The sequence below is a fragment of the Gimesia maris genome, from assembly GCF_008298035.1.
GTDB classification, from domain to species: Bacteria; Planctomycetota; Planctomycetia; order Planctomycetales; family Planctomycetaceae; genus Gimesia; species Gimesia maris.
In genome coordinates, this window is the sequence record NZ_CP042910.1 from 5,297,123 (window position 1) to 5,320,089 (window position 22,967).

Annotated in this window: 22 protein-coding genes; 14 read left to right on the plus strand and 8 right to left on the minus strand. The window is 50.1% G+C overall.

Annotated features, from left to right (window positions below):
* Positions 1–2: 2 nt before the first annotated feature.
* The 11 genes from GmarT_RS19500 to GmarT_RS19550 all read left to right on the plus strand — a co-directional run bounded on the left by GmarT_RS19500 (position 3) and on the right by GmarT_RS19550 (position 10,634).
* Positions 3–419: an ExbD/TolR family protein gene (locus tag GmarT_RS19500; protein ID WP_002647626.1), complete on the plus strand. Its 417-nt coding sequence runs from the start codon at positions 3–5 to the stop codon at positions 417–419.
* A gap of 65 nt (positions 420–484) precedes the next feature.
* The gene (locus tag GmarT_RS19505; RefSeq protein WP_187782309.1) at positions 485–913 is read left to right on the plus strand and encodes an ExbD/TolR family protein; all 429 of its coding nucleotides are present in this window, start codon (positions 485–487) and stop codon (positions 911–913) included.
* Between the two features lie 15 nt (positions 914–928).
* Positions 929–1,702, plus strand: coding sequence for a TatD family hydrolase (locus tag GmarT_RS19510; protein ID WP_002647624.1), 774 nt, complete (start codon positions 929–931; stop codon positions 1,700–1,702).
* A 237-nt stretch (positions 1,703–1,939) separates the two neighbouring features.
* A complete protein-coding gene (locus GmarT_RS19515; protein ID WP_002647623.1) occupies positions 1,940–2,326 on the plus strand; it encodes a hypothetical protein in 387 nt (128 codons plus the stop codon).
* Between the two features lie 65 nt (positions 2,327–2,391).
* On the plus strand, positions 2,392–4,230 hold the full coding sequence (locus tag GmarT_RS19520; RefSeq protein WP_002647622.1) for a glutamate mutase L: 1,839 nt from the start codon (positions 2,392–2,394) through the stop codon (positions 4,228–4,230).
* Between the two features lie 25 nt (positions 4,231–4,255).
* Positions 4,256–5,386, plus strand: a complete 1,131-nt coding sequence (locus tag GmarT_RS19525; protein ID WP_002647621.1) for a hypothetical protein — start codon at positions 4,256–4,258, stop codon at positions 5,384–5,386.
* 6 nt (positions 5,387–5,392) lie between these two features.
* A complete protein-coding gene (locus GmarT_RS19530; RefSeq protein ID WP_002647620.1) occupies positions 5,393–6,655 on the plus strand; it encodes a fibronectin type III domain-containing protein in 1,263 nt (420 codons plus the stop codon).
* Positions 6,652–7,380 (plus strand): hypothetical protein, encoded by a 729-nt coding sequence (locus tag GmarT_RS19535; RefSeq protein WP_002647619.1) that lies wholly within the window; start codon positions 6,652–6,654, stop codon positions 7,378–7,380. Before GmarT_RS19530 ends, GmarT_RS19535 begins: the two co-directional genes overlap by 4 nt.
* A gap of 3 nt (positions 7,381–7,383) precedes the next feature.
* Positions 7,384–8,247, plus strand: coding sequence for a hypothetical protein (locus tag GmarT_RS19540; protein ID WP_002647618.1), 864 nt, complete (start codon positions 7,384–7,386; stop codon positions 8,245–8,247).
* A complete protein-coding gene (locus tag GmarT_RS19545; RefSeq protein ID WP_002647617.1) occupies positions 8,244–9,137 on the plus strand; it encodes a hypothetical protein in 894 nt (297 codons plus the stop codon). Before GmarT_RS19540 ends, GmarT_RS19545 begins: the two co-directional genes overlap by 4 nt.
* A 138-nt stretch (positions 9,138–9,275) precedes the next feature.
* Positions 9,276–10,634 carry an MFS transporter gene (locus GmarT_RS19550; protein ID WP_002647616.1) on the plus strand — a complete coding sequence of 453 codons (1,359 nt, stop codon included), beginning with the start codon at positions 9,276–9,278 and terminating at the stop codon, positions 10,632–10,634.
* A gap of 5 nt (positions 10,635–10,639) precedes the next feature.
* Here the strand turns inward: GmarT_RS19550 and GmarT_RS19555 are convergent, their stop codons facing one another.
* The 5 genes from GmarT_RS19555 to GmarT_RS19575 all read right to left on the minus strand — a co-directional run bounded on the left by GmarT_RS19555 (position 10,640) and on the right by GmarT_RS19575 (position 16,380).
* Entirely contained in the window at positions 10,640–11,491 is an 852-nt protein-coding gene (locus GmarT_RS19555; RefSeq protein WP_002647615.1) for an ion transporter, read from the minus strand.
* Positions 11,492–11,640: 149 nt separating this feature from the next.
* Positions 11,641–13,092, minus strand: coding sequence for a hypothetical protein (locus tag GmarT_RS19560; RefSeq protein WP_157158968.1), 1,452 nt, complete (start codon positions 13,090–13,092; stop codon positions 11,641–11,643).
* Between the two features lie 175 nt (positions 13,093–13,267).
* Positions 13,268–13,717, minus strand: a complete 450-nt coding sequence (locus tag GmarT_RS19565) for an acetyltransferase (protein WP_149303135.1) — start codon at positions 13,715–13,717, stop codon at positions 13,268–13,270.
* Between the two features lie 142 nt (positions 13,718–13,859).
* On the minus strand, positions 13,860–15,188 hold the full coding sequence (locus GmarT_RS19570; protein WP_149303137.1) for a Gfo/Idh/MocA family oxidoreductase: 1,329 nt from the start codon (positions 15,186–15,188) through the stop codon (positions 13,860–13,862).
* Between the two features lie 142 nt (positions 15,189–15,330).
* Positions 15,331–16,380: a formylglycine-generating enzyme family protein gene (locus GmarT_RS19575; protein ID WP_149303140.1), complete on the minus strand. Its 1,050-nt coding sequence runs from the start codon at positions 16,378–16,380 to the stop codon at positions 15,331–15,333.
* Positions 16,381–16,434: 54 nt separating this feature from the next.
* Between GmarT_RS19575 and GmarT_RS19580 the strand changes: the two genes are divergently transcribed.
* Both GmarT_RS19580 and GmarT_RS19585 read left to right on the plus strand, forming a co-directional pair.
* A complete protein-coding gene (locus GmarT_RS19580) occupies positions 16,435–17,466 on the plus strand; it encodes an FAD:protein FMN transferase (protein ID WP_002646801.1) in 1,032 nt (343 codons plus the stop codon).
* Between the two features lie 12 nt (positions 17,467–17,478).
* A complete protein-coding gene (locus GmarT_RS19585; protein WP_002646800.1) occupies positions 17,479–18,393 on the plus strand; it encodes an aminotransferase class IV in 915 nt (304 codons plus the stop codon).
* Positions 18,394–18,470: 77 nt separating this feature from the next.
* Here the strand turns inward: GmarT_RS19585 and GmarT_RS19590 are convergent, their stop codons facing one another.
* Together GmarT_RS19590 and GmarT_RS19595 are read right to left on the minus strand one after the other, a co-directional pair.
* Positions 18,471–18,698 carry a hypothetical protein gene (locus tag GmarT_RS19590; RefSeq protein WP_149303142.1) on the minus strand — a complete coding sequence of 76 codons (228 nt, stop codon included), beginning with the start codon at positions 18,696–18,698 and terminating at the stop codon, positions 18,471–18,473.
* A 585-nt stretch (positions 18,699–19,283) separates the two neighbouring features.
* Positions 19,284–19,739 carry a hypothetical protein gene (locus tag GmarT_RS19595; protein ID WP_149303144.1) on the minus strand — a complete coding sequence of 152 codons (456 nt, stop codon included), beginning with the start codon at positions 19,737–19,739 and terminating at the stop codon, positions 19,284–19,286.
* 731 nt (positions 19,740–20,470) lie between these two features.
* On the opposite strand from GmarT_RS19595, the gene GmarT_RS19600 reads away from it, so the two are divergent.
* The gene (locus GmarT_RS19600) at positions 20,471–21,928 is read left to right on the plus strand and encodes a TolC family protein (RefSeq protein WP_187782310.1); all 1,458 of its coding nucleotides are present in this window, start codon (positions 20,471–20,473) and stop codon (positions 21,926–21,928) included.
* A 20-nt stretch (positions 21,929–21,948) separates the two neighbouring features.
* On the opposite strand, the gene GmarT_RS19605 is transcribed toward GmarT_RS19600, so the two are convergent.
* On the minus strand, positions 21,949–22,743 hold the full coding sequence (locus GmarT_RS19605) for a hypothetical protein (RefSeq protein ID WP_002646796.1): 795 nt from the start codon (positions 22,741–22,743) through the stop codon (positions 21,949–21,951).
* Positions 22,744–22,967 lie beyond the last annotated feature (224 nt).

Consider the following 22,967-nt stretch of genomic DNA (forward strand, 5'->3'; position numbering starts at 1 on the left):
AGATGCGAGTCCCTACACGCCCCCGTCAGCCGGGAATTCGATTTAATATCACCCCCCTGATCGACATTGTCTTTCTGTTGATCGTCTTCTTTCTGGCCGCCACTCACCTGACTCAGAATGAGAAACTGGAGGCAGTCGAACTGCCCGAGGCTTCTCAAAACGAATCTGAACCGGATGAAGCGCCACGCCGGATGATTATCACGATCACCTTGGATGAAAAACTGCACCTGCGCAGCAATGAAATCAGCCTGGAAGAACTGGAAGCACAACTTCTGTCGCTGGACGAAAACAAACGACAGGAAATGGAAATCCGGATCCGAGGCGACCGCCGCATCCCGTATCGAATCGTTGAACCCGTACTAATCAGCTGCGCCCGCGCAGGAATATCCAACGTCAAATTTCTGGTCCTGAATGAGTAACTGACCCTGCCATGAAAATCCCTTCTCATCATAACAGCCGATCCGACATCCAGGATCAGGCAACCATGACGCCAATGATTGACGTGGTCTTTCTGCTGCTGATCTTCTTCATCAGCGCCTCGGCAAACCAGATTCGTGAATTTCTGCTGCCAACAGAACTCGCGACGGGAAGTATTGAGTCTGTCGAATCAACTCCGCAAGAACAACCACTGGGTGAAGTCTGGCTAAAACTCAAACAGCAGGATAACCAGACTATTGTAGAATTAAACGAGCGCGAGTATGCTCAGTTCGATCAGTTGAAACAGACATTGATGCAACTGGCGGAACTGGCACCAGAAATCCCGGTAATCCTGGATATCCAGGCAGACGTCCCGTTGAGCGAAATGATCCACACCTATGATACCTGTCTGGCTGCCGGCTTTCAGTCGATCAACTTTGCAACCGACGCCAAAAAAGTCGCTCCCCAAAAGAAACTGTCAACATCTCAGAATTGAAATCCGTAATTCCTTATGAAGTTATTTGATACCCACGCCCACCTGGACGAAGAAGCCTTTCACCCCGATCGCCCGGAGACCGTGCAAAACGCCATCGACGCTGGTGTAGAGACAATCCTGTCCATCGGCATTACCGCGGAAAGCAGTCAACGTGCCGTTGAACTGGCGGCGACCTTTGAGAATGTTTACGCAGTGGTCGGTATTCAGCCCAACTATGTTGCTCAAATGAAACCCAATGACTGGGAACTGATAGAGACGCTCTCGACCGCTGATAAAGTGGTAGGCATTGGCGAGACGGGCCTGGATCGTTACTGGGATTATGCCCCGATTGAACTGCAGCAGGATTACTTCCGCAGACACATTCAACTTTCCCGCAAACTGGATCTTCCTTTTGTCATCCACTGCCGTGAAGCCGAAGCGGATGTTGTAGAACTCCTGCAGCAGGAAGCGGGTGACGCACCACTCAAAGGGATTATGCATTCCTTCTGTGGCAGTCCGGAAACAGCGACCGCCTGCCTGGACCTGGGTCTGCATATTTCGTTTGCAGGCATGCTGACCTTCAAGAAAAATGACGAACTGCGTGAGACCGCCAGACAGATTCCCCTGGATCGCCTGCTGGTGGAAACAGATTCCCCTTACCTGGCCCCGGTTCCCATGCGCGGCAAAAGAAATGAACCTGCATTTGTGAAATACACCTGCGCGTGCCTGGCGGAACTCCATCAGAAAACAGCTGAAGAAATGGCTGAAATCACAACCGCCAACGCCAGGGCGCTCTTCAACATTGCCTGAAACAAAAGACCGTTCTTTCAGGGATTCTTCAGAATCCCTATTTCTTTCAGATGGATACTTTCATTTTTATCCAATCCTGCTATTGTTAGACTTAGTTCAACGATGGAAATAACTTGCGTCAATTGAAACCACAACAGAATTACGATATTGCGTTCGATTAACTCTCGAAGCTTACTGACGACTCTCTTTCAGTAAGTGTCGCTCCAAAACGCTCAGTATATCTGGATACAGGCTAGGATGGTCATGATCAAAAAGTGGCTCGCGCACGCTTTTGCGGTAGAACGCCCTGAAGATTTTGCTCCCACTGTCGAGCAACAGCAGATCGCAGATCGGATCTGCCGGGAAATCATTCGCCGGGATATGGTAACCCTGGCTATCCTCACTCTGGAAACTTGCCGACCTCTAAACTACATCGGTTCGCAGGCCATCCATTTCTTCACTCCCTTACTCTCAATCCTGGTAGATCCAAGGTCCCAGAAGATCTTTGCTGACCTTTTGGAGCAGCGTGCCTCCATTGAATGGCTCTGCCAGCGATTGGAATTCTTAAGCAATGCGAAGCAGGAAAATCAGAATCATCCTGTTGATCATGCTCCAGTGCCGGTCCTGAAAAACGATGATTCCTGATAAGTGACATTTCGCCTGAACGACACTTCAACTGCTCTCAGATTGACACGGATGGTGAGTCAGATATGAACTCAACGACAGCAAAACAACTCGACCCGGAACAGATCAATGTCATCCTGGCGACCGATTGTGGCAGCACGACCACCAAGGCCATTTTGATTGAAAAAATCAATGGTGAATACCGCCAGACATTTCGTGGCGAAGCCCCTACCACTGTAGAAGAACCCGCTGCAGATGTGACAGTAGGCGTTGCCAATGCCGTCACAGAAGTCGGTGAGCTGGCTGGTCGCAAGCTGATCGACGACAATGGTGAAATCATTCGACCGGCACAGGGAGATACCGGTTGTGATATTTATATTTCGACTTCCAGCGCAGGGGGCGGCCTGCAAATGATGGTGGCTGGCGTGGTTCGCGAAATGTCTGCCGCCAGCGCCAAGCGCGCCGCTCTGGGAGCGGGTGCGATTGTCATGGACATGATCTGCTCTAACGATAAACGATTGCCTCACGAACAGATCCAGCGCATCCGCGAACTGCGTCCTGATATGATCCTATTGGCAGGTGGTACGGACGGAGGAACCCAGAAACACGTCGTGGAACTGGCGGAACTGATCGCTCCCGCCAAACCTCAACCCCGTTTTGGCGGCACCTACAAAATGCCGATCATCTATGCAGGTAACCACGAAGCAGCCCAACTGGTTGAGGACGCATTTGACGAAGATGTAAAGCTGATGACCGTGGCGAATGTCCGCCCGGTGCTGGAACAGGAAAATCTGGCCCCGGCACGAGACGCCATTCACGATCTGTTCCTGGAGCATGTGATGGCGCATGCCCCGGGTTACAACAAACTGATTTCCTGGGCCGACGCCCCGATCATGCCCACCCCCGGCGCGGTCGGAAACATCCTGCAGACGATTGCCGAGCAACAGAATATCAATGCCCTGGGAGTCGATATTGGCGGTGCCACGACCGACGTCTTCAGTGTTTTTGATGGAACTTTTAACCGCACGGTGAGTGCCAACCTGGGGATGAGCTATTCGATTTCCAACGTGTGTGCCTCAGCGACTCTGCCCATGATTTTACGCTGGGTTCATCTGGAAATGGATCCGCGTGAACTGCGTAACCATATCAAAAATAAAATGATTCGCCCGACGACGATTCCGCAAACCCGGGAAGCGCTGGTCTTCGAACAGGCGGTAGCACGCGAGGCATTACGCCTGGCATACATTCAGCACAAAGAGTTCGCGACCACATTAAAGGGTGTTCAACAACAGCGAACAGTGGGGGATACCTTCAGCCAGAACTCCAGCGGTGCCTCGATCGTCGATAACATGAAACTCAATCTGCTGGTCGCTTCGGGTGGAGTTCTATCTCATGCCCCGAACATGAATCAGACCGCTGCGATGATGATTGATGCATTTGAACCAGAAGGCATGACCGTACTGGCCAAGGACAGTATATTCATGATGCCTCATCTGGGAGTACTCGCACAGGTCCATCCCCGCGCAGCGCTGCAGGTATTCGAACGCGATTGTCTGATTTACCTGGGAACCTGTATCGCGCCCCGTGGCGTATATCGTGCAGGGAAATCATGCTTTCGCTATCACATCCGGAGTGATTCACTAGAGGAGTCTGGTGAGATGCTCTGTGGTGAGATGAAGCTGTTCCCACTGGATGAAGCCGAACAGGCAACAGTGACGGTAGAGCCCCTGCGCGGTTACGATTTTGGCGCCGGTTCTGGAAAACGGAAAGAGTTTCAAGCACGAGGCGGTAAAGTGGGACTGATTCTGGATGCACGTGGCAGACCTCTGGCTGTTCCCACCAGTGAAAAAGACCATTTAACAGAATTAAACAGCTGGATTGAGGAACTGCAGCTGTATCCTGAACCGGCTCTTACTGAAGTATGATTCCACCAACAGAAATATAAGTATTATGGCGAAGGCATATTCCCCCGGGTTACAGATCAGTCAGCGCGTCCTGCATTCCAGCAGGCGGATCCTCCCCATTCCCGGAGATGTACTGGTGCAGGAGGGGGATCAGGTTACCGCAGATCAGATTGTGGCACAGACATTTATGCCCGGCGACGTCACTCCGATCAATATCGCCAATCAGATATCAGTCGCGCCCTCCGAAGTCCCCCATTGCATGCTCGTTGCAGAAGGAGAGGAAGTTCATATCGGAGACATACTGGCACGCAGCAATGGAATTTTTGGGTTTTTCAAATCAGAAACCAGGGCAAAATCGGCAGGAACCATAGAATCTATCTCGCATGTGACGGGGCAGGTCATTTTACGGGGCGCTCCGATGCCGATTCAGGTTTGTGCCTATCAGGCAGGGACAGTGAAAGAAGTGATTCCGAATCAGGGAGTCGTCATCGAATCGGAAGTTTCTTTTTTACAGGGAATTCTTGGCATCGGCGGAGAAGCCTTTGGAACAATTACTTTCGCCTGCGAGAATAAGCAGCAGCCCCTGACAGCAGAACTGCTTGACGAATCAATGCGGGGAAAAATCGTCATTGGCGGTGCTCGTATGACTGGCAAAGCCGTGATGCGGGGAATCGAAATTGGGGTCGCGGCGATGATTTCAGGAGGAATTGATGATGAAGACCTGAAAGAAATTCTCGGCTACGATCTGGGTGTAGCCGTCACCGGTTCAGAGCATATTGGTACGACCCTGATCATCACGGAAGGTTTCGGTGATATCGCGATGGCGGATCGCACGTTCAACCTGCTGAAAGAACAGCAAGGAGCAGACGCCGCCGTCAATGGGACTACACAAATCCGTGCTGGCGTTCTGCGACCCGAAATAGTCATTCCCCTGGATGAAAAACTTTCTGGAGAAAAAGAATCCAGACAAACCATTTCAGCGGGAATACTGGAATCGGGTGTCCCTGTGCGGATTATTCGCGATCCCTATTTCGGACTGCTGGGACAGGTCGGTGAAATGCCTACGGAACTGCGGACGCTTGAATCCGGGTCATTGTCACGCGTCCTGGAAGTCATTCTGGATTCGGGAGAAAACGTGATTGTTCCCCGCGCCAATGTGGAACTCATCGAAGGATAACCATTCATGCAATACTGGAATCATAAGGTGTGCCTGAAAACACCACTACTGCTGCTGATCTTCGCTTCCGGATTCTCAGGGGTGCGCGCAGCGGAACCACCTGCCCCTCCAACAGATTTTCGCGCTGAAGATGTACCCGGAGATGCCGGAACCGCCATCGATCTGTTCTGGACGCTCTCCCCGGATGACAAACCCGATCTTAAACCGCGCAAGGTCTTACGATATGTCATCTCCCGTAAAGCAGTAGATGTAGAGAATGCCAAATTTGAAAATATCGGCGAGCCCACCTATCGGGTCAATACATTTCGTGATTCAAACTGCGAGCCCGACACCCCCTATCTCTACCGTATCGAAGCCGTCGGGCAGGAAAGCATGACATCCCCCCCTGCCGTCATCAAAGAACCGATTGTTGCGACGCTGCAATGGTTTAACCTGCAGCGCAGCTGGTTTGCGGTCTTTGTTGTATTGATCTGTGGCTCGGTGATCTTCTTTATCCGACTGGCGCGAAGCGGCAAAAAACTGAAAGTCCGAAAAATTGCTGGTCTGGAAGCGATTAACGATGCAGTGGGCCGCGCGACAGAAATGGGGCGATCCTGCCTGTTTGTCCCCGGTATTCAGGATATCAATGACATTCAGACGGTTGCCGGAATCACCATCCTTGCACAGGTAGCAGAAACGACGGCGGATTATCGCGCCCAACTGGAAGTCCCTACTTCCCGCTCACTCGTCATGACTACAGCCCGCGATACCGTCGAAGCCGCTTACCTGTCAGCCGGTAGACCTGATGAATATAACGAAGACGATATTTACTACATCACCGACGAACAGTTTGGATATGTCGCCAGTGTCACGGGAAAAATGGTCCGTGATAAACCTGCGGCCTGTTTTTACATGGGTGCCTTTTACGCCGAGTCATTGATTCTGGCAGAGACGGGTAACTCAGTCGGCGCCATTCAGATCGCAGGTACAGCGATGCCTACCCAGCTCCCCTTCTTCGTTGCCGCCTGTGATTTCACTCTGATTGGAGAAGAATTTTTTGCGGCTTCGGCATACCTGTCAGGGGAACCTCAGCAGTTGGGCAGCCTGAAAGGACAGGACTTTGGAAAACTGGTCGGGGGACTGCTGCTGGTTGCAGGCTGCCTCATCATGACGGTTTCTTCAATCCAGTCACGGGGAGTCCCTCCCGACAATGAGGAACCGACCTACCTGCAGTCCGCCTCGAACTACATCATACAGAATATCCTCGGTAAAGGAGGCTTCAAATCATGAAGCGAACCATCCCTCTGCTGATTTCCGCTATCACAGGGTTTGTTCTGATTGGCACTGCATTCATCCCCAGGTTTGTCGACTGGGGTAATATTGCGATGGCGTGGTTCAATCTCCTTGCAGCGTTCGCCTTTATTCTCGGTGGAGGCAATCTGCTCAAGATGCAGTTGCAGAAGATCTCAGCACAACAACCAGGCTGGGGTTATTCGGCAGTCACCCTGATTGCGTTCTTCATTACCCTTTTTGTAGGACTGGCAAAAGTCGGCGTACACCCGAATATCAATTTCCCCGAATTTACCTGGTCGGGAGATTACCTGCAGGAAGATGGGGCCTTCTGGTGGTTGTTCGAATATATTTTTACGCCGCTCTCTGCCACCATGTTTGCCTTACTGGCGTTTTATATTTCTTCCGCCGCCTTTCGGGCCTTCCGTGCCAAAAATACGGAAGCCACGATTCTACTGATCATTGCCGTCATCATTTTACTGGGACGCACTTATGCCAGTGTCTGGCTGACTGGCTGGTTTCCGGATGAATTTATTCTCGGTGAAAGTGGCATCAAATACAGTGATTTTAAACTGCAGAATTTATCGGAAATCATTATGGAAGACTTTATGACTCCGGGGATGCGTGCCATCAAGATTGGAATTGCACTTGGGGTGGCTTCGACTTCGCTGAAAGTTTTATTAGGCGTTGACCGTTCTTACCTTGGCTCAGATCAGGAGGCGTAATCAATGCAGAACTTTCTACAACACCTGGATCGCCGCTGGATCTTTTTACTGATGTTTATCGCGGTTGCCGTCCCCCTCATTATGGGCACCACGTTTCCTGAAACACCTTCACCGCAGGTAATGGCGGTCTTTGAAGCCGTCGATAAACTGCCCGATGGTTCCAATGTTGTGATGGCATTAGACTATGACCCTGCCAGCCAGGGAGAACTTCAGCCCATGGCTTCTGCTTTCACACGTCACTGTGCCATCAAAAAACATAACATCTATTTTATGACACTCTGGCCCCAGGGGATTTCGATGATCCAGAAGTCGATCGATATTCTGCAGGAAGAATATCCTGAGACCTACAAAGATAAATACGGAACAAAATACGTCAACCTCGGCTTCCGGGCCGGCAATGAAGGCGTCATTAAACTGGTTGTCGAAGATTTGAAAAAATCCTACTCTACTGACATTCATGGAACGAACCTGGATAATATCCCCCTCACGAAGAACCTCAAAAACATTCAGCAGGTCGACCTGCTATGCAACGTGAGTGCCGGATACCCCGGTTCACAGGAATGGGTACTTTACGGCTCCTCTCCCTTTGATATTCCGACGGTCGTTGGTTGTACCGGAGTCCAGGCGCCGATCATGTTGCCTTATATTCCCGACCAGTTGACAGGCATGCTTGCCGCCATTAAAGGAGCTGCCGAATATGAACAGTCCATTATCAATGCCTACCCCGAGTTGAAAACTAATCCAGACGCCAAGGAAGGCCTGGTTCGCATGGGACCTCAACTGGTGGCACATATTCTGCTCATCAGCCTGATATTATTGGGTAATGTGATTTATTTCTGGGAACGAAAACAGGGACTGCATCCATGAAACAATCAACACTCATCTGGACAATCTTGATGGTCGCCGGTGGTGCGTTTCTGCTGTTCCAGGCCAGTAAAGGAAACGGACGCGTCTATGTGCGTGAAATTCCCGTTGAAGCCCAGTCATCTCAGCCCGAAGGAGAGAAACAGGTTTACCACTGGAACAAATATCAACAGGTGACAGAGAGTGAGAAAGGGGAACCGGATGTTCGTTTCAGTTTTTCACGCACGCTGGGATTATGGGTTGCCGCCTTCTGTACTCTGGCCATTTTTTCCTTTCTGTATGGCGACAACCCGATCTACAAATTTACGGAATCGGTTTTTGTCGGAGTTTCTGCTGCCTATGCGATGATTGTCTCCTTCTGGACGGAAATCATGACCAACCTGTACGCGAAACTTCTGCCCGGTCTGGCACGTATCACGTTTTTTCCTGATATTGATTCCACCGCAAAGCCGGATGAACTTTACCTGATCCCTCTCGTCTTAAGCATTCTGCTGTTATGGCGTCTGTCCCCCAAAGGAAGCTGGATTGCCCGCTGGCCACTGGCATTCTTTATCGGCGCAACGGCCGGCATCCGCTTGATCAGTTATCTGGAAACGGACTTTATTGGCCAGTTGCAAAGCACCGTCATGCCCTTCCTTGTGTTTGCCTCCGATGGATCTTTACTGTGGATCAAATCATTACGAAATACCATATTCATTGTAGGCGTACTGTCCTGCATGGTTTATTTCTTTTTCTCAATCGAGCATGAAGGCATCGTCAAATACATCTCCCGTCTGGGAATCTGGTTTTTAATGGTCACATTTGGTGCCAGTTTTGCGTACACCGTGATGGGTCGAATTGCCCTGCTCAGCGGTCGACTTGTCTTCCTGTTTAATGACTGGCTGGGTATTTGATGAAGATACGATTTTTGTGAAAAGCATTTCCGTTCTGCGCTACGCGTTCATTTCCTCATCTGTTATATTTGAACACAGCCCACCGGTCGCCCGCCCCGGGTTGATACCCCAAATATCTCAGGTAAGAAATAAATTGTAATGAACTCGCAGTCGACTGCTGACGCAGAACTGAATGCATCCTCCCCCGAACTGGCTCTCCCCACCTACAGATTTTTTCCCGGCTGGAGCATGCTCGGCATCGCAGCCATGGCACAGTTTTTATCGGCTCCCGGTCAGTCATTCTCCGTAGCGGTCTTCAAAGATCCAATGCGGATCTCCCTGGGGTTAACGGAAACACAATACTCTCTCGCTTATGGCTTTGCCACGATTGTCAGCGCCTGTCTGCTCCCGTTTGTCGGACGCCTGCTGGACCACTTTGGAGCGAGAATTATTCTGCCTATCATCGCCGTGGGCCTCGCTGCCGCCTGTTTTTTCATGTCGCGAATTCATTCTCTGTCGGAACTTTATGTCGGATTCAGTCTCGTCCGCAGCCTCGGACAGGGTGCCCTCACTTTGATCTCCGTCTGGATGGTCGGAGAATGGTTCGAGAAAAAACGGGGACGAGCCACCGCACTAGCGGGGTTTGGGAGCGCCTTTTCCGTCATGACAATTCCTCTGCTCAACAGTTGGCTGATCACCCATTATGGCTGGCAGACCGGATGGGTATTTCATGCAGTCACAGTAGCGGTCTGCCTGATCCTGCCAGGGATCTTTATTGTCAGAAATCGTCCGGAAGACCTGGGACTGCACCCCGATGGGATCGATCCCGCAGAAGAACCGGAACCTGAAGAAGAGCTACCCGGCGGACGACAGAAACGTCCCCTGATCACAGCAACCATCGAATCCTGGACCGTCCGCCAGGTTTTACGTGATCCGACCTTCTGGAAACTCCTGACGGTCATCACGACTCACGCCCTGGTGGGAACCGGTCTTGTATTTCACCAGATCGCCTTGTTAGGCAGTCACGGTGTTCCCATGAACTGGGCTATTCGCATGATGTCCTTTCAGGCCATCTGTGCAACAGTGTTGATGTTTCCTGCCGGCTGGTTAACCGATCGTTTTCCCAGCCGTTACATTCTCTGTGGCTCGATGATCTGTCTGTCACTGGCGAATCTGATTGTACTCACCATGCCGGCCCTGTGGATGGTTGTCGTCTATACGTTTCTGCTCGGCTTAACAGGCAGCGTGTTCCGCAGTACGGCTACCGTGGTCTGGATCAACTATTATGGCCGAATGAATCAGGGAGCCGTCCGGGGTGTTGCCTGGTCGATGATGATTCTGGCTTCTGCATTAGGCCCGCTGCCCGTTGCCATGTCGATTGACTACTTCGGCTCCTATGACCCGGTGCTTTACTTATTCATGACCATTCCATTGATCTCTGCAGCAGCAGTCTGGTCAGCACATCCTCCCAAGCTGTTTAAAAAACAGGAAGAAACTCCAACAGTATCGGCAGGGTGATTCAGTCAGAGTCGGGCTCCACAGAATTTACAGAACGTGGCATTGGAATCATGGCCTTCCCGCATACATTCCGGACAGACCTGAGTGGTTATTTTTATTCGCTCTGAGCCTCTTCCCCCATGTGCTAACTCGGCAGAAACAATCCCCGTGGGCACGATGATCAGACTATATCCCAGTATCATAATGATCGCGGCCAGAAATTTTCCCAGCGGGGTCACTGGTGCAATATCCCCATAACCAACCGTGGTCATTGTCACAATCGCCCAGTACATACTTTCTGGTATCGAATCAAAGCCACTATTCTTGTCCTCTTCGATCAGATGTAACGTCGCCCCTTCAATCACGACAGCGATCACGACCGTTGCCAGAAAGACCGCGATCTTGGAACGGCTGGCCCAGATGGCACGTCGCAGTTCAGACGCTTCCGAAAGCATATGCGCCAGTTTAAATATCCGGAATGCGCGCAACAGACGCAGGGCGCGAATGACTCCCAGACGTTGAGTCTCCCCCGGTGCAATATTCATGATGTATGTGGGAAGAATCGAAAGCAGATCGACGATACCATAAAAACTGAAAATATAGCGAAGAGGACGACGGGCACAGATGATGCGCGCCACATACTCAATGGTGAAGAGAATCGTGAAAAACCATTCAGCATAATGAAACTGGTCATTATAATCCTCGTCCAGTGAATTGACGCTTTCCAGCATGATCACCAATACGCTCAGTAAAATGGCAATCAGCAGAACGACATCAAATGCTTTTCCAGCTTTCGTATCCGCCTCGAAGATAATTTCATACCAGTGATCCCGCCAGTCACGCGGCTTGACTTCAGGTGGCTTATTTGGTTCTGACATTCAGATTCTTTCGATCGTTAATAATTTTGTGATTCTGGCATATCAAGCAATTGGTTTACGTGATTGATAAAATGCGTTTGTTGAGTGACGGAAAATTCAGGCCAGCCAATTTGAAGACAGTACAAGTGAATTAAAAGGGCTTGCCTGTTTCAATTCTGAAACTGGTAAGAAAACAGGTCGGCATCTTTCAAACGAAATCGCAGGCGAACCGGCTTACCGGCCAGACTGCTTACATCGGATTTTTTATTCCAGGTCACCCTGCGATCGACGCTATCACCGAATAATTCATCACAGTCTTTAATTGCAAAGCCCGGGATCGAATCTCCTTCTGCCGACTGAATTTCCACATACAGACTGCCGGCAGCAGAAGTGGAAAAATTAAGGGACAGCTCTTTCCCCGTAAAAGTAATTGGTACAGTCAGCAATTCTCCCCCCTTCATCGAAGCATGCAGGGCAGTAAAGCCATCAAGTCGGAGGGAATAACGCCTGAGAGAGCCTCCTTTACCGTGCCAGTAATCTTCAGCCGCATAGAGGGAGAGTTCATCTGGTGCCCCCTCGAAAGCGGATTTTGTCTGAACCACATTCTCGGCGATAAACTGATGCCCGTACTGCCAGGTCCCCGGACGTTCGATGCCCGGCCTCAGAAAGGCTTCATTCCAGCGTTTGAAATGCACTCCATCCCGACTGGCCATCAACAGTCCTTCACTGATCGCTGTGCCGTACCGTTCGACTGACGATGCTCTCATCTTTCGACGTTCATAATCAGGGAGCGCTCGCATCGATTCTGACCATCCCCGTTCGATATAGCGCGCCGGAAACCCAATTCTGAAATGGGGCGCGCGAAAGTATGGCTTTACCTGATTCGTATAAAGTTCTTCGCTGGGAGAATCCTCGTAGACCAGATCTGCCACGTTTTCCCATCGGATGAAGTCGGGGGAAGTCGCCGTCTGGATTGCGCGGTCTCCTTCCGGTTTCCAGGTTTTGGAATCCGTGACCCCTCCTGTGAAGACCCGGTAATAGGTTCGATACTGTTTTTGTTCCGAATCCCAGAATGCCAGGTTCTGTGAATCGAACGCCCCTTTCGTGATGACCGGTTTTTCCTGCATCAGTCCCCAGTGAATTCCATCCGCTGACTGAAAGGCAAACAGTCCTCCTTCTCCCTGTAAGCCTCCCAGCGCCTTGTATTTTCCTTCCGGCTTACAATCAGGATTCTCATCCAGAAAAGGGGCAAAGTTATGACATCCCTTCCCTTCTAGGATAATGTTATTCTTTTTTGATCCTTTGAATTCTACAATTCCCAGTTCCGGTCGCGACCAGTGAATGCCGTCTTGACTCTCTGCATAACAGTAATATGGCTTATGACTGCCGGTATTCAGTTTTCCTTCCGAAACGATGATATGTGAACCCCGATAATACAGCCGATACAGATCGCCTTCCTGGATTATCGTATGATAACCCGAACTGCTGCCCTCCCAGGGCTGATCAAACTTGATAACCACTTCGCGAGCTACTGGTTTCTGCAGACGCAGATCTGCATCACCTGTGATCTGATCAATCAAACCACGTTCGAGAAACAGTTCTCGCCGATCACCGATATTCACAGGTGGTTCCGCAGAAACGGGCGGCAACCAACTCAGAAGTATTATGAGAAGACAAACGAACTGAAATCGTGAAGCGAAAGCAGGCATGGTGGTTTCTCCTGGCGGGTAAATGATATTATTTTACGATACCAGATCTCCCGCAGAATATCAGCCAATAATACAAAATCGGAATCATTTATTCCGCGAGCTTCAGATGTAATAAGGGGAAGGGTTTGCCAAAGCCATCCACATCAGAGCGATGAGCCACTACGAATCCCAGATGTTGATAAAAACCTAATGCCTGCTCGTTCTGCTCGTTCACGTCTACCAGTTCAACTTCCAGTTCATTGATGGCATATTCAACCAGCTGACGCCCGATCCCTTTTCCTCGCCAGTCAGGATCGATGAATAGTGCTTCGATTTTGGGCGCATCGATACCGATAAATCCAATCACAGTTTGGGACTTGTCACGAATGCAATACACCGGCATGCTGCTTAAACAGGCATCCTGCACCAGGGGCTTCAACGATCGGATCGTCTCTTCATCCAGAAAGTCATGCGTTGCACGCACGGATGCTTCCCAGACTTCCAACGTCCGCGGGTGGTCTTCTGGTGTGAGATTTGAAATCTGAAATGAAAGAGTCATAACAAATCAGGAAAGTGATCGGAAATTTGACTGGCGCGTTCTTAAACAAAATCGAGAAGCCAGAATACCCTGTTTTAATCAAGAAAAAAAGCCGCCCCGCTTTAAAGAAACGGGGCGGCTGAGAAATAGTTCTACTAACGTTTTACAGAACGTTTGAGACGCCAGGAGTTGGAATCGGATAGAATCCATTTTCATCGGGAACTGTAACAGGAGTACCTTCCCACGAGAATTCTTTTGGCATCAGGCTGACTTCAGAAGCCATGGCTTCATCCCAGGTGACTGGCTTTCCACTGTAAGTGGCCAGGCGTCCCAGAATGGAAGTCATCGTGGATTTCGCACCATACTCTGCTTCATTGTAAGGCGTGCCATTGTAGATGGCTGCGAACAGATCATCGTGCTCAACCTGGTAAGGATTGGCTTTCTTTCCACGGTATTTCCATTTATAGCCACCCGTGGTTTCATACTTGGCACCGCTGATGTCGCAGGATCCCTTGGTTCCCTGGGCATGCTCTGTCACGCTGTTCCAGCAGTTACGGATGTGTCGACACTGACTGTACATCCGGGTGTCGTCGGCATAGACAAACTCAACGGCGAAGTGATCGTAGATCTCACCGTACTTTTTGTCGGTTCGAACCTGACGCCCCCCCATGCCATAGGCTTTAACGGGGAAATCATCTTTCAACCAGTTGCAAACATCGATATTGTGGATGTGCTGCTCGTTGATGTGGTCTCCACACAGCCAGTTATAGTAATACCAGTTTCGCATCTGGTATTCCATTTCTGATTTAGCATCTTCCCGGGCCAGACGTGGTTCCCAGACTCCACCACTGTTCCAGTAGCAACGCATGGAAGTGATATCGCCAATCGCACCATCTTTCAAACGTTGAATGGTTTCGATGTAAGGAGCCTGGTGATGACGCTGCAGGCCCACGCCAACAGCCAGATTTTTCTCTTTGGCTTTTTTGGCTGCTTCCAGAACTTTCTTCACACCGGTAACGTCACTAGCAACCGGTTTTTCCATAAAGATGTGGACACCTTTATTGACGGCTGCTTCAAAATGAATCGGACGGAAACCGGGAGGAGTGGCCAGAATGACAACATCGACGCCACTATCCAGAAGTTTCTGATAGGCATCGAATCCGACAAACATTTTGTCTTCAGCTACATCAACACGTTCAGGGCGACCGGAAAACTGTTTCTGCAGATTGTTCAAGCTGCTGTCCATGCGGTCTTTGAAAGCATCCGCCATTGCTTCCAGCTTGACGTTCCCTTTCGTAGACAACGCCTGGGAAGCAGCGCCGGTACCTCGACCGCCACAGCCAACCAGACCGACTTTAATAGTATCATCACCACTCGCGTGAACATGAGCAGTTGAACCCAATGTGGAAAGGATCCCTGTACCCACCGCAGTGGCTGTTGTTACTTTCAAGAAGTCGCGCCTGGAAGTAGATTGATTGTTAGATTGAGTCATCAGAGGCCTTTCCCTAATCTGCAGGATGATTTGGTAAGATAGAAATATTTCTAATACACTTATGCATTTGCCGGAACAACCGTTGATGGAATTCCGGCAAATGCAGCTGTTTCACAATAATTTTCAAGTAACAAAGTGTCGATCAGCGGCCTTCATCAGCCGGTATCACAGGATCAAGACCGTACTTTTTTCGTTCTTCAGCAGTGGGCACTTTCAGAGGCCGAACCACCCGAAACCCGACCATAATGGCATCGGTATGATACCAGATACTCTGCGGGATCTGTGGATCCTGAATTTTCCAGTCGGAACTGGAGGCAATCCGGTTTGCACTGCGAAGTGATTCCGGTTCGTCATCCCACGATCCGCCACGGGCGACGCGAGGATAGAGAGTTGTTGGAACATTGACCGGAAAATTCAACGTCCCCTTTCCGCTCCATTTTTTATAAGCATCGGGAATGTATTGATCGAGGACCCACTCCGAAACGTTGCCGTGAATGTCATACAGGCCCCAGGGATTCGGTTTTTTCTGTCCGACTTTCTGATAGGTGTCATTACAGTTGGCATAATGCCAGGCATAGTCATCCAGATTCGCTGCATTATCACCAAACGAATACGCAGTTTTGGTACCGGCACGACAGGCATATTCCCATTCCGCCTCGGTTGGCAGGCGATAGTAGTGCCCCGTCTTTTCACTTAACCATTTGCAGTAGGTTTTCGCTGCCAGCTGAGTCATGCAGATCGCAGGATAACCATCGTGTCCCATATCAAATGTCATGTCAGTGTATGGCTTGGTGGGACGAGTGACCGCGTCGGCTGCTTTTTCTTTTTCATCATACTTGCCACGCATCAGTTTGCGCCGCTGGATATCAAGGTTGAAACTCCAGATATCGTATTCGTTCCAGGTGACTTCGTGCTTGCCCATCCAGAACGGTTCGATTTTGACTTTGACCTGGGGACCTTCATCATCTTCACGATTTTTTTCACTGTCAGGACTCCCCATCAGAAACTCACCACCGGGGATCGGAACCATGTCAAAAGTGACATCGGTATTCAGAATTTTTTCCGTATAAGGTTTCATCTCTTTTTCTGTTTTTGCTTCCTGTGCGGAAGCCATCGAGACAGAAAACAGGATCGCGGCAAGGAAAGTGAATTTGCCTTGCATTAAGAGACTGTGACGACATACGCTAAGCATATTAGTTTACTCCGTATCGGTAAGCTGCAATCGGACTTTGAATCGGGATTGATAATGTCATACATTTTTCAGACATGCCTGCTGCTCTCCACATTGTCAGGCAATCAACAGTGCACGGATAGCGAAATTCTGAGTCGGTATGAATTTCAGGAAGTACATATGGGAGTGCAATGGAGAATCGTATTATATGCTACCGACAAACCAATCGCAAACAATGCTGCTCAAAATGCTTTCCAACGTGTAAAGGAACTTAACAAACTACTCAGTGATTATGATCCGGAAAGTGAGTTAAATAAGTTATGTCGGTTATCCGGCCCGGGAAAGCCGACCCCGGTGAGTCCTCCCCTGTTTGCAGTACTGAAAAGAAGTCAAGCACTCTCACTGGAAACAGAAGGAGCATTTGACGTTACCATCAGTCCCGTGGTCCGTCTCTGGCGCAGGGCTCGCAGACAAAACAAAATGCCGGGCTCCACCCGTCTGGCAGAGGCCCGAGCCAAAGTCGGTTACCAGTTCCTGAAACTGTCGGAACAGAATCGAACCGTTGAACTGCTGAAGGACGACATGCGACTCGATCTCGGAGGCATCGCCAAAGGTTATGCCGCCGATGTCGCCCTGCAGGTTTTGAAAGCGCACGGCATCAAGCGAGCCATGATCGACGCCAGCGGCGACCTCGTACTCGGAGACTCTCCGCCGGACAGTTGTGGCTGGAAAATCGGCATTTCTTCCTCGGACGCGCCGCAGGCAAAAATCGACCGCTTCCTGTATCTGCACAACATGGCCGTCGCCACCTCGGGTGACGCGCTGCAGCATGTCGTCATTGATGGAAAACGCTACTCTCATATTGTCAATCCTCATACGGGACTCGGGCTCACAGACCAGAGTCGCGTTACTGTCATCGCCCCCAATGGCATGACAGCAGACAGTCTCGCCTCTGCCATCAGTGTTCTCGGGCCCGATAAAGGAATCAAACTTTTAAACCAGAAACCAGGTACCGCCTGCCTGATTTTGCGTCATGAAAACGGTAAGATGAAATCATACGAATCTTCCTGCTTTTCGCGATACGAGTTGAAACGGAATCAACCCTGAACTGGAGCCGACATGACGCAGAATCTGGTCTATCTCAATGGTGAATATGTTCCCGCTGCTGAAGCGAAAATTTCGATCTTTGATGGCGCGATCAGCCTCGGCATGACCGTCACCGAATCCACGCGTACCTTCGCCCACCAGCCTTTTCGCCTGCGGGATCATCTGGAACGTCTCTACGTCAGTCTCAAAGCAGCCCGCTTCGACGCCGGAATGACGCTGGACGAAATGGAGCAGCTCACCCTCGAAGTCTGGGAGAAAAACAGACCACACTATCCTGCCAACACCGATGCCTGGATCATTCATAACATTACTCCCGGTCAATGGGTTCCCTCCAGTGGACAGAAGCCGCCGGAATCCAAACCCACCGTCATGATCGTCACGCTGCCTCTCGACCTTTCTTACTGGGCTGAATTCTATCGAACAGGCTGTCATGCCGTTACTCCCTTCACCCGCGTGCAACCGGCTCAATCGCTGGATTCCCGGATCAAAAACCGCAGCCGCTTCATCTACACCATGGCCGAATCCGAAGTCAAACTGGTCGACCCGATGGCACAAAGTCTGATTCTCGATACCGACGGCTTCCTCTCCGAAAACAAAGGCGGCAACTTTTTCCTCGTGACCAAAGGCTGTATTAAAACGCCCAGTACCATCAACTGCCTGAATGGCATCAGCCGCCAGACCATCTTCCAACTGGCAGATCAACTTCAAATTCCCATCGAGGAATGCCAGCTGCTCCCCTACGATGTCACCACTGCCGACGAAGCATTTTTCACCAGCACTCCTTACTGCATCATGCCCGCTACAAAATTTAATGGCATCACTGTCGGAACCGGCGAAGTCGGCCCGATCACCAGAAATCTCATCAGAGCCTGGAGTCAGCGCGTGGGCCTCGACATCCAGGAGCAGGCGCAACAGTCGCTTGCCTGAAATACACCAGTGAATCAATTTCCTCTGACTGAAAAAATTCCCCTTGACGCCTGCCCGCCGTTTAACATCATCCCCGCTTATAAGTGTGTCGCGCGCGTGGTCCAGTATTTTTGCAGCTGATCACCGCGAACCACTGACAAAACCTGTACTATAAAAGTCTCCTGTTTCTGAACCATTTTGGCCAAAGGCTGCTCATACATTCTCTGTGGATCGCCAGCACATCGCGCTCCTGTCGACACGGAACGCCCCAGCATCGCCCCCATGTCGGCACCGGTCAGCCCATATCGCCACAAATTTTGCAGCATCAGCTCTTGACCTGCCCAAGCCCCTGGAGAAAATCCACACATTGGCACAACATTTTTTTCGTCACCCCCAAAGAGACAAAGCAAGGTTTCATTTTCATCAAGTCTTTCCATTCAGTACAGGACCATTCAATAAGAGGAACTGGCGCGATTCACATTTAACCATAACGTTTTTTTATTCGAATCGTGGTTACAGTTGTGGGACAACCGCGGCTAAGCCCCTTCGACTAATTAGTCATACCGACAGACGAATCACCTTAGAAAATCAGCCGCACGGCCTTAGCCGCGGTTAACACCGATATTGGGAAAGCTGACATAAAGTGAATCATCCTCGGAATTAATAGACCAGCACCACCTGCCCCAGGCTGAACAACAACCCGCCCATCATACAGAACGGCACAAGTCACGCGATGCGAATTTCACGAACGACAATCAGGCTTCTCCCCGATTATAGCTTGCATCGAGATGACACAATGCAGGCTGCTGGAACGAGCAGTCCTGAAAACAGTGAACCGTTCAATTGGCCCCATTCCCACAGGGACTGCCCTCAGTTCTCCTTTCTTCCTTTATTTTTTTGAGAACCTCTCATTAATCACATTCAATTTGTTCCAGTATTTGAATCACATCTTGAATATTTTTTTCTAATTGAGAGCAGGTAACCGGAGGGTCCTGTAAATTCTCAGACCGAATCTTGTCTGGTAATGATCCCTTGAGGTCTGGAATATAATTTGTGATGTCTTCAATGAGATGGTTAAAATTAGTAGCGGTCAGGCTGTCTATCATTTCTTCTTTCTGAATCCCGTCTGTGTCATCAGAATGGCGAAGAAAAGCCGCAGCGCGAACTTTTAATAATTCAAGATGTGAAAGCAAAGGCACGACTCCTGTATCAATATCATCCTTCAGGTTGATTGATGGATTTGAATACTTGTTTCGGGATAGATGATCGATTCGCACTAAATTGACATTGTTGTTAATACATCCGATCGTTTCATTCTTTGTTTTTTGTCCGGAGCAGCCTGGAAACGATGTTTGAAGCATATTCACGATCGATCAGGATCCGGGTAATGGCGTCGTTTGTAGTAATAACGACAAGATAAGCAATGGGGAAAAATACCCAATGACCATTTACACAGCCCCAATACTGAGAGAAGGGGCGTCTGTTTCCCCCAAATTGCACCTCTGAATCACTGATTTATCAATTCAATCACCAAACGTGACCAGGTAACGCACGTTATCTGGTCACTGGCGAAGTCTGAAGAGTAAATGTAGAGCGTCTCCCCTTTAACGAGAGTCTCAGTCACCCTGTTATACCCGGTCCAAATGGTCCTGGAGCCGCGACAGTAACACCGGTGACAGTCTAAACCGAAGATGGACGGAGTCCCGGATCAACCAGTCTCAGCATGAAATTGCAAAGACGACGATAGGGACGGCGACGATCTTGAATTAAGTCAATGCAGTCACTGCCACCTTGATCGTATTTCACCCTGTTTGACAGGCTACAAGAAGTAATCTGTACGGGTTCTACCGGTTACTACAGGAGCTGATGTCAACGGGAGACCGATTTGACAGGAATCACTCAGGTCGATTGATCGATATAACCGAACAAAACAGTTGTATCGACAGATTTCGAAGAATCAGCCGATTCATCAATTCTGAACTGCTTACAGGTGTTGAAGTCAATTATGTTAAGGTCAAAAAAAGAGGGTCACAGATTACAGGTTAAGAACTTAGGACTGGCTTTTGTTACAGGTTCCCTGCTGGTAACAGGCTGTTCGATGAATCCTTCCCTCACGCAAAACGAGACTGAAATCAAGCCCCCTCCCGTAAGCACTACTGAGAGCAATCAATCTGAAAAAAGTGCGGAACAAAATTCGATTTCAACCGTCAGTCATGACACCGCTGCCAGTGACTTCGAGAAAACGGAGTCACTGAAACTCGTCAATGCTGAAGAGCAGTTCGATCCGGTACCTCTGGAACCGATTCAGGCGGCGGCTGTGAATGAGCAGTCTGCCCTGGGTAGCGGCATGACGTTGCAGGAACTGGAATCCATCGCGCTGGCAAATAACCCCGCGATTCAGGAACTGGCAGCCTCCACCCAGAAAGCAGCCGGATACCGCACTCAGGTCACCACGCGTCCGAACCCGATGGTAGGATATCAGGGACAACAGCTGGCCGATCGTGGAACGGATCAGCACATGGCGTTTATCGAACGGGAATTCGTCACTGCCAACAAACTCGAACTGAATAACCGCGTCTTGAACGCGACGCTGTCTGCTCAGTTGCAGGAACTGGAAGCCCAGCGTTTCCGGGTCCGTACCGATATTCAAATTCGGTTTTACCAGGTTCTGGCGATGCAAAAACAACTCGATCTGATTTCCGAATTCTTGCAGGTAGCAGAAAAAGGTGCCGATTTTGCACAACAGCGTCTGGAAGCCGGCGAAGGGACCCGCGTCGATGTGCTACAGTCAAAGATTCTCTACAGCGAAGTCAAGCTGACCCAACGTCAGACCAAAGCTAAGCTGGCCGCTGTCTGGAGAGAGATTGCCGCGATTTCAGGAATTCCGGAGATGGAATATACCACACTGCAGGGAACCCTTCCCTCAGACACAGGTACGCGAAACTGGGACGAACTAGCGACAAGCATGGTTGCCTCCAGCCCTGAATACAGCGCAGCACATGATCGAATTTCCCGTGCCTATGCCGCCCTGGAACGTCAGGAGGTGCAGGCCATTCCCAACATCACCGCCCAACTGGGAGCGGGAATGGACTATGGAACCAACTCGGGAATGGTGAATCTTCAGGTCGGTGTTCCCATCCCTGTAAGTAATAAAAACTACGGGAACATCGATGCTGCTCAGGCGGAAATCTGCAGGGCCCAGATGGAAGTCCAGCGAATTAAAAACGATATTGAGGCACGCCTGGCCGTTGTTTCCAAAGAGTTTGATACCGCCACTGCCGCCATTGACGTATACTCAAACGACATCCTACCCAGTGCCCTCGAGTCCATGGACCTGGCAAATCAGGCCTATAAAGCGGGTGAAGTCGGTTTTGTGCAGATCCTGATTGCCCGGAAAACTTATTTTGATACCAACCTGCAATTTGTGAATGCCCAGTCTCAACTGGCAGCAGCCCAGGCCAAAATCGATGGCTTCATGCTGACCGGTGGTCTCAACAGCGTGCGTGACGACAGCGGCGATACCAGTCTGCGAGATCAGACATTCAGCCAGCAGTAGACTCGTTGAAAGCACGTTGTTTATGGATTTCTGGCATCGCCGAACAGCTTGATTGCAGAGACTCTGGAAGTGGTATAAACGACCATGTCCTGCGAGGGTACCGTTGTTTTCCAGGAATGCCCCGCTTCATCAAGGAATTCATGGAACAACTGATTGGGGGCGGTGCTGTGTGAAACGACCACATGCAGCAGACGTTTCTCCGTACCATCCTGCAGCAGCACATTTTCAAAGTCGCGCGCTTCAAAACGGATCGTATCCGCTTGAGCCGACCGGGGATCAAAAGTGGTAATGACCCTGGATTCATTTGCTTTCAACGGATTCTGTAACAACATCCGATCCGCATAGGCCGGTCCTTTGACATCAATTGGAAAATCTCTGGTGAGATCCGCTACCCGGCCATTCGTGTCTGACTGAATCCGCAATTGACCATCGACCACACGACCCCGCTTGTCAGTCTTGAGTAATGGCGGATGCTGAACCTGATATCGATAGGCCAGTACATCACCATCTACCGTTTCCTCTGTCTGAATTGTAATCTTGGATTGAGATTCGGAGCGAACCACTTGATTCCTGGGGCGCCGCGACAGTGTGGCATCGACGACTGAAGTCTGCGTATTCACGACCACCTGTTTCCCGTCACGGCTGACTGTTTCAACCGCATTGTGAACATATCCAATGTTCGCCCCCCCCACATAAATCATTCGCCATTGCTGACGCGATTCAGGCAGGTTTGCAGCTCTACCCTGCTGGGAATAAGCAATGCAGGAAAAATGAGATACGGCCAATGTAACTGCGAGAATCAAACAACGCTGCATGACAGGATCTCCTGAGTAGATTGATCTACGATAATCTGAAAGAGTAAGAACGTATTTCCAGTTGGAAGACGGCGGCCTGATTTACAGACATCCAGACACCTGGATAATCTAACTATTTTGTGCAGTCCACCAACACTAAACATCCTATAACCATCATACCCCTCAGACTTCGGTACCGCAATAACCTGAAGATATTTATTTTACCTGAGCTATTTAAGCCACCA

Coding starts and splice junctions, on each gene's coding strand:
- GmarT_RS19500 (WP_002647626.1), top strand. CDS start 3: ATGCGAGTCCCTACACGCCCCCGTCAGCCGGGAATTCGATTTAATATC.
- GmarT_RS19505 (WP_187782309.1), top strand. CDS start 485: ATGACGCCAATGATTGACGTGGTCTTTCTGCTGCTGATCTTCTTCATC.
- GmarT_RS19510 (WP_002647624.1), top strand. CDS start 929: ATGAAGTTATTTGATACCCACGCCCACCTGGACGAAGAAGCCTTTCAC.
- GmarT_RS19515 (WP_002647623.1), top strand. CDS start 1,940: ATGGTCATGATCAAAAAGTGGCTCGCGCACGCTTTTGCGGTAGAACGC.
- GmarT_RS19520 (WP_002647622.1), top strand. CDS start 2,392: ATGAACTCAACGACAGCAAAACAACTCGACCCGGAACAGATCAATGTC.
- GmarT_RS19525 (WP_002647621.1), top strand. CDS start 4,256: ATGGCGAAGGCATATTCCCCCGGGTTACAGATCAGTCAGCGCGTCCTG.
- GmarT_RS19530 (WP_002647620.1), top strand. CDS start 5,393: ATGCAATACTGGAATCATAAGGTGTGCCTGAAAACACCACTACTGCTG.
- GmarT_RS19535 (WP_002647619.1), top strand. CDS start 6,652: ATGAAGCGAACCATCCCTCTGCTGATTTCCGCTATCACAGGGTTTGTT.
- GmarT_RS19540 (WP_002647618.1), top strand. CDS start 7,384: ATGCAGAACTTTCTACAACACCTGGATCGCCGCTGGATCTTTTTACTG.
- GmarT_RS19545 (WP_002647617.1), top strand. CDS start 8,244: ATGAAACAATCAACACTCATCTGGACAATCTTGATGGTCGCCGGTGGT.
- GmarT_RS19550 (WP_002647616.1), top strand. CDS start 9,276: ATGAACTCGCAGTCGACTGCTGACGCAGAACTGAATGCATCCTCCCCC.
- GmarT_RS19555 (WP_002647615.1), bottom strand. CDS start 11,491: ATGTCAGAACCAAATAAGCCACCTGAAGTCAAGCCGCGTGACTGGCGG.
- GmarT_RS19565 (WP_149303135.1), bottom strand. CDS start 13,717: ATGACTCTTTCATTTCAGATTTCAAATCTCACACCAGAAGACCACCCG.
- GmarT_RS19570 (WP_149303137.1), bottom strand. CDS start 15,188: ATGACTCAATCTAACAATCAATCTACTTCCAGGCGCGACTTCTTGAAA.
- GmarT_RS19575 (WP_149303140.1), bottom strand. CDS start 16,380: ATGCTTAGCGTATGTCGTCACAGTCTCTTAATGCAAGGCAAATTCACT.
- GmarT_RS19580 (WP_002646801.1), top strand. CDS start 16,435: ATGTCATACATTTTTCAGACATGCCTGCTGCTCTCCACATTGTCAGGC.
- GmarT_RS19585 (WP_002646800.1), top strand. CDS start 17,479: ATGACGCAGAATCTGGTCTATCTCAATGGTGAATATGTTCCCGCTGCT.
- GmarT_RS19590 (WP_149303142.1), bottom strand. CDS start 18,698: ATGCTGCAAAATTTGTGGCGATATGGGCTGACCGGTGCCGACATGGGG.
- GmarT_RS19600 (WP_187782310.1), top strand. CDS start 20,471: ATGAATCCTTCCCTCACGCAAAACGAGACTGAAATCAAGCCCCCTCCC.
- GmarT_RS19605 (WP_002646796.1), bottom strand. CDS start 22,743: ATGCAGCGTTGTTTGATTCTCGCAGTTACATTGGCCGTATCTCATTTT.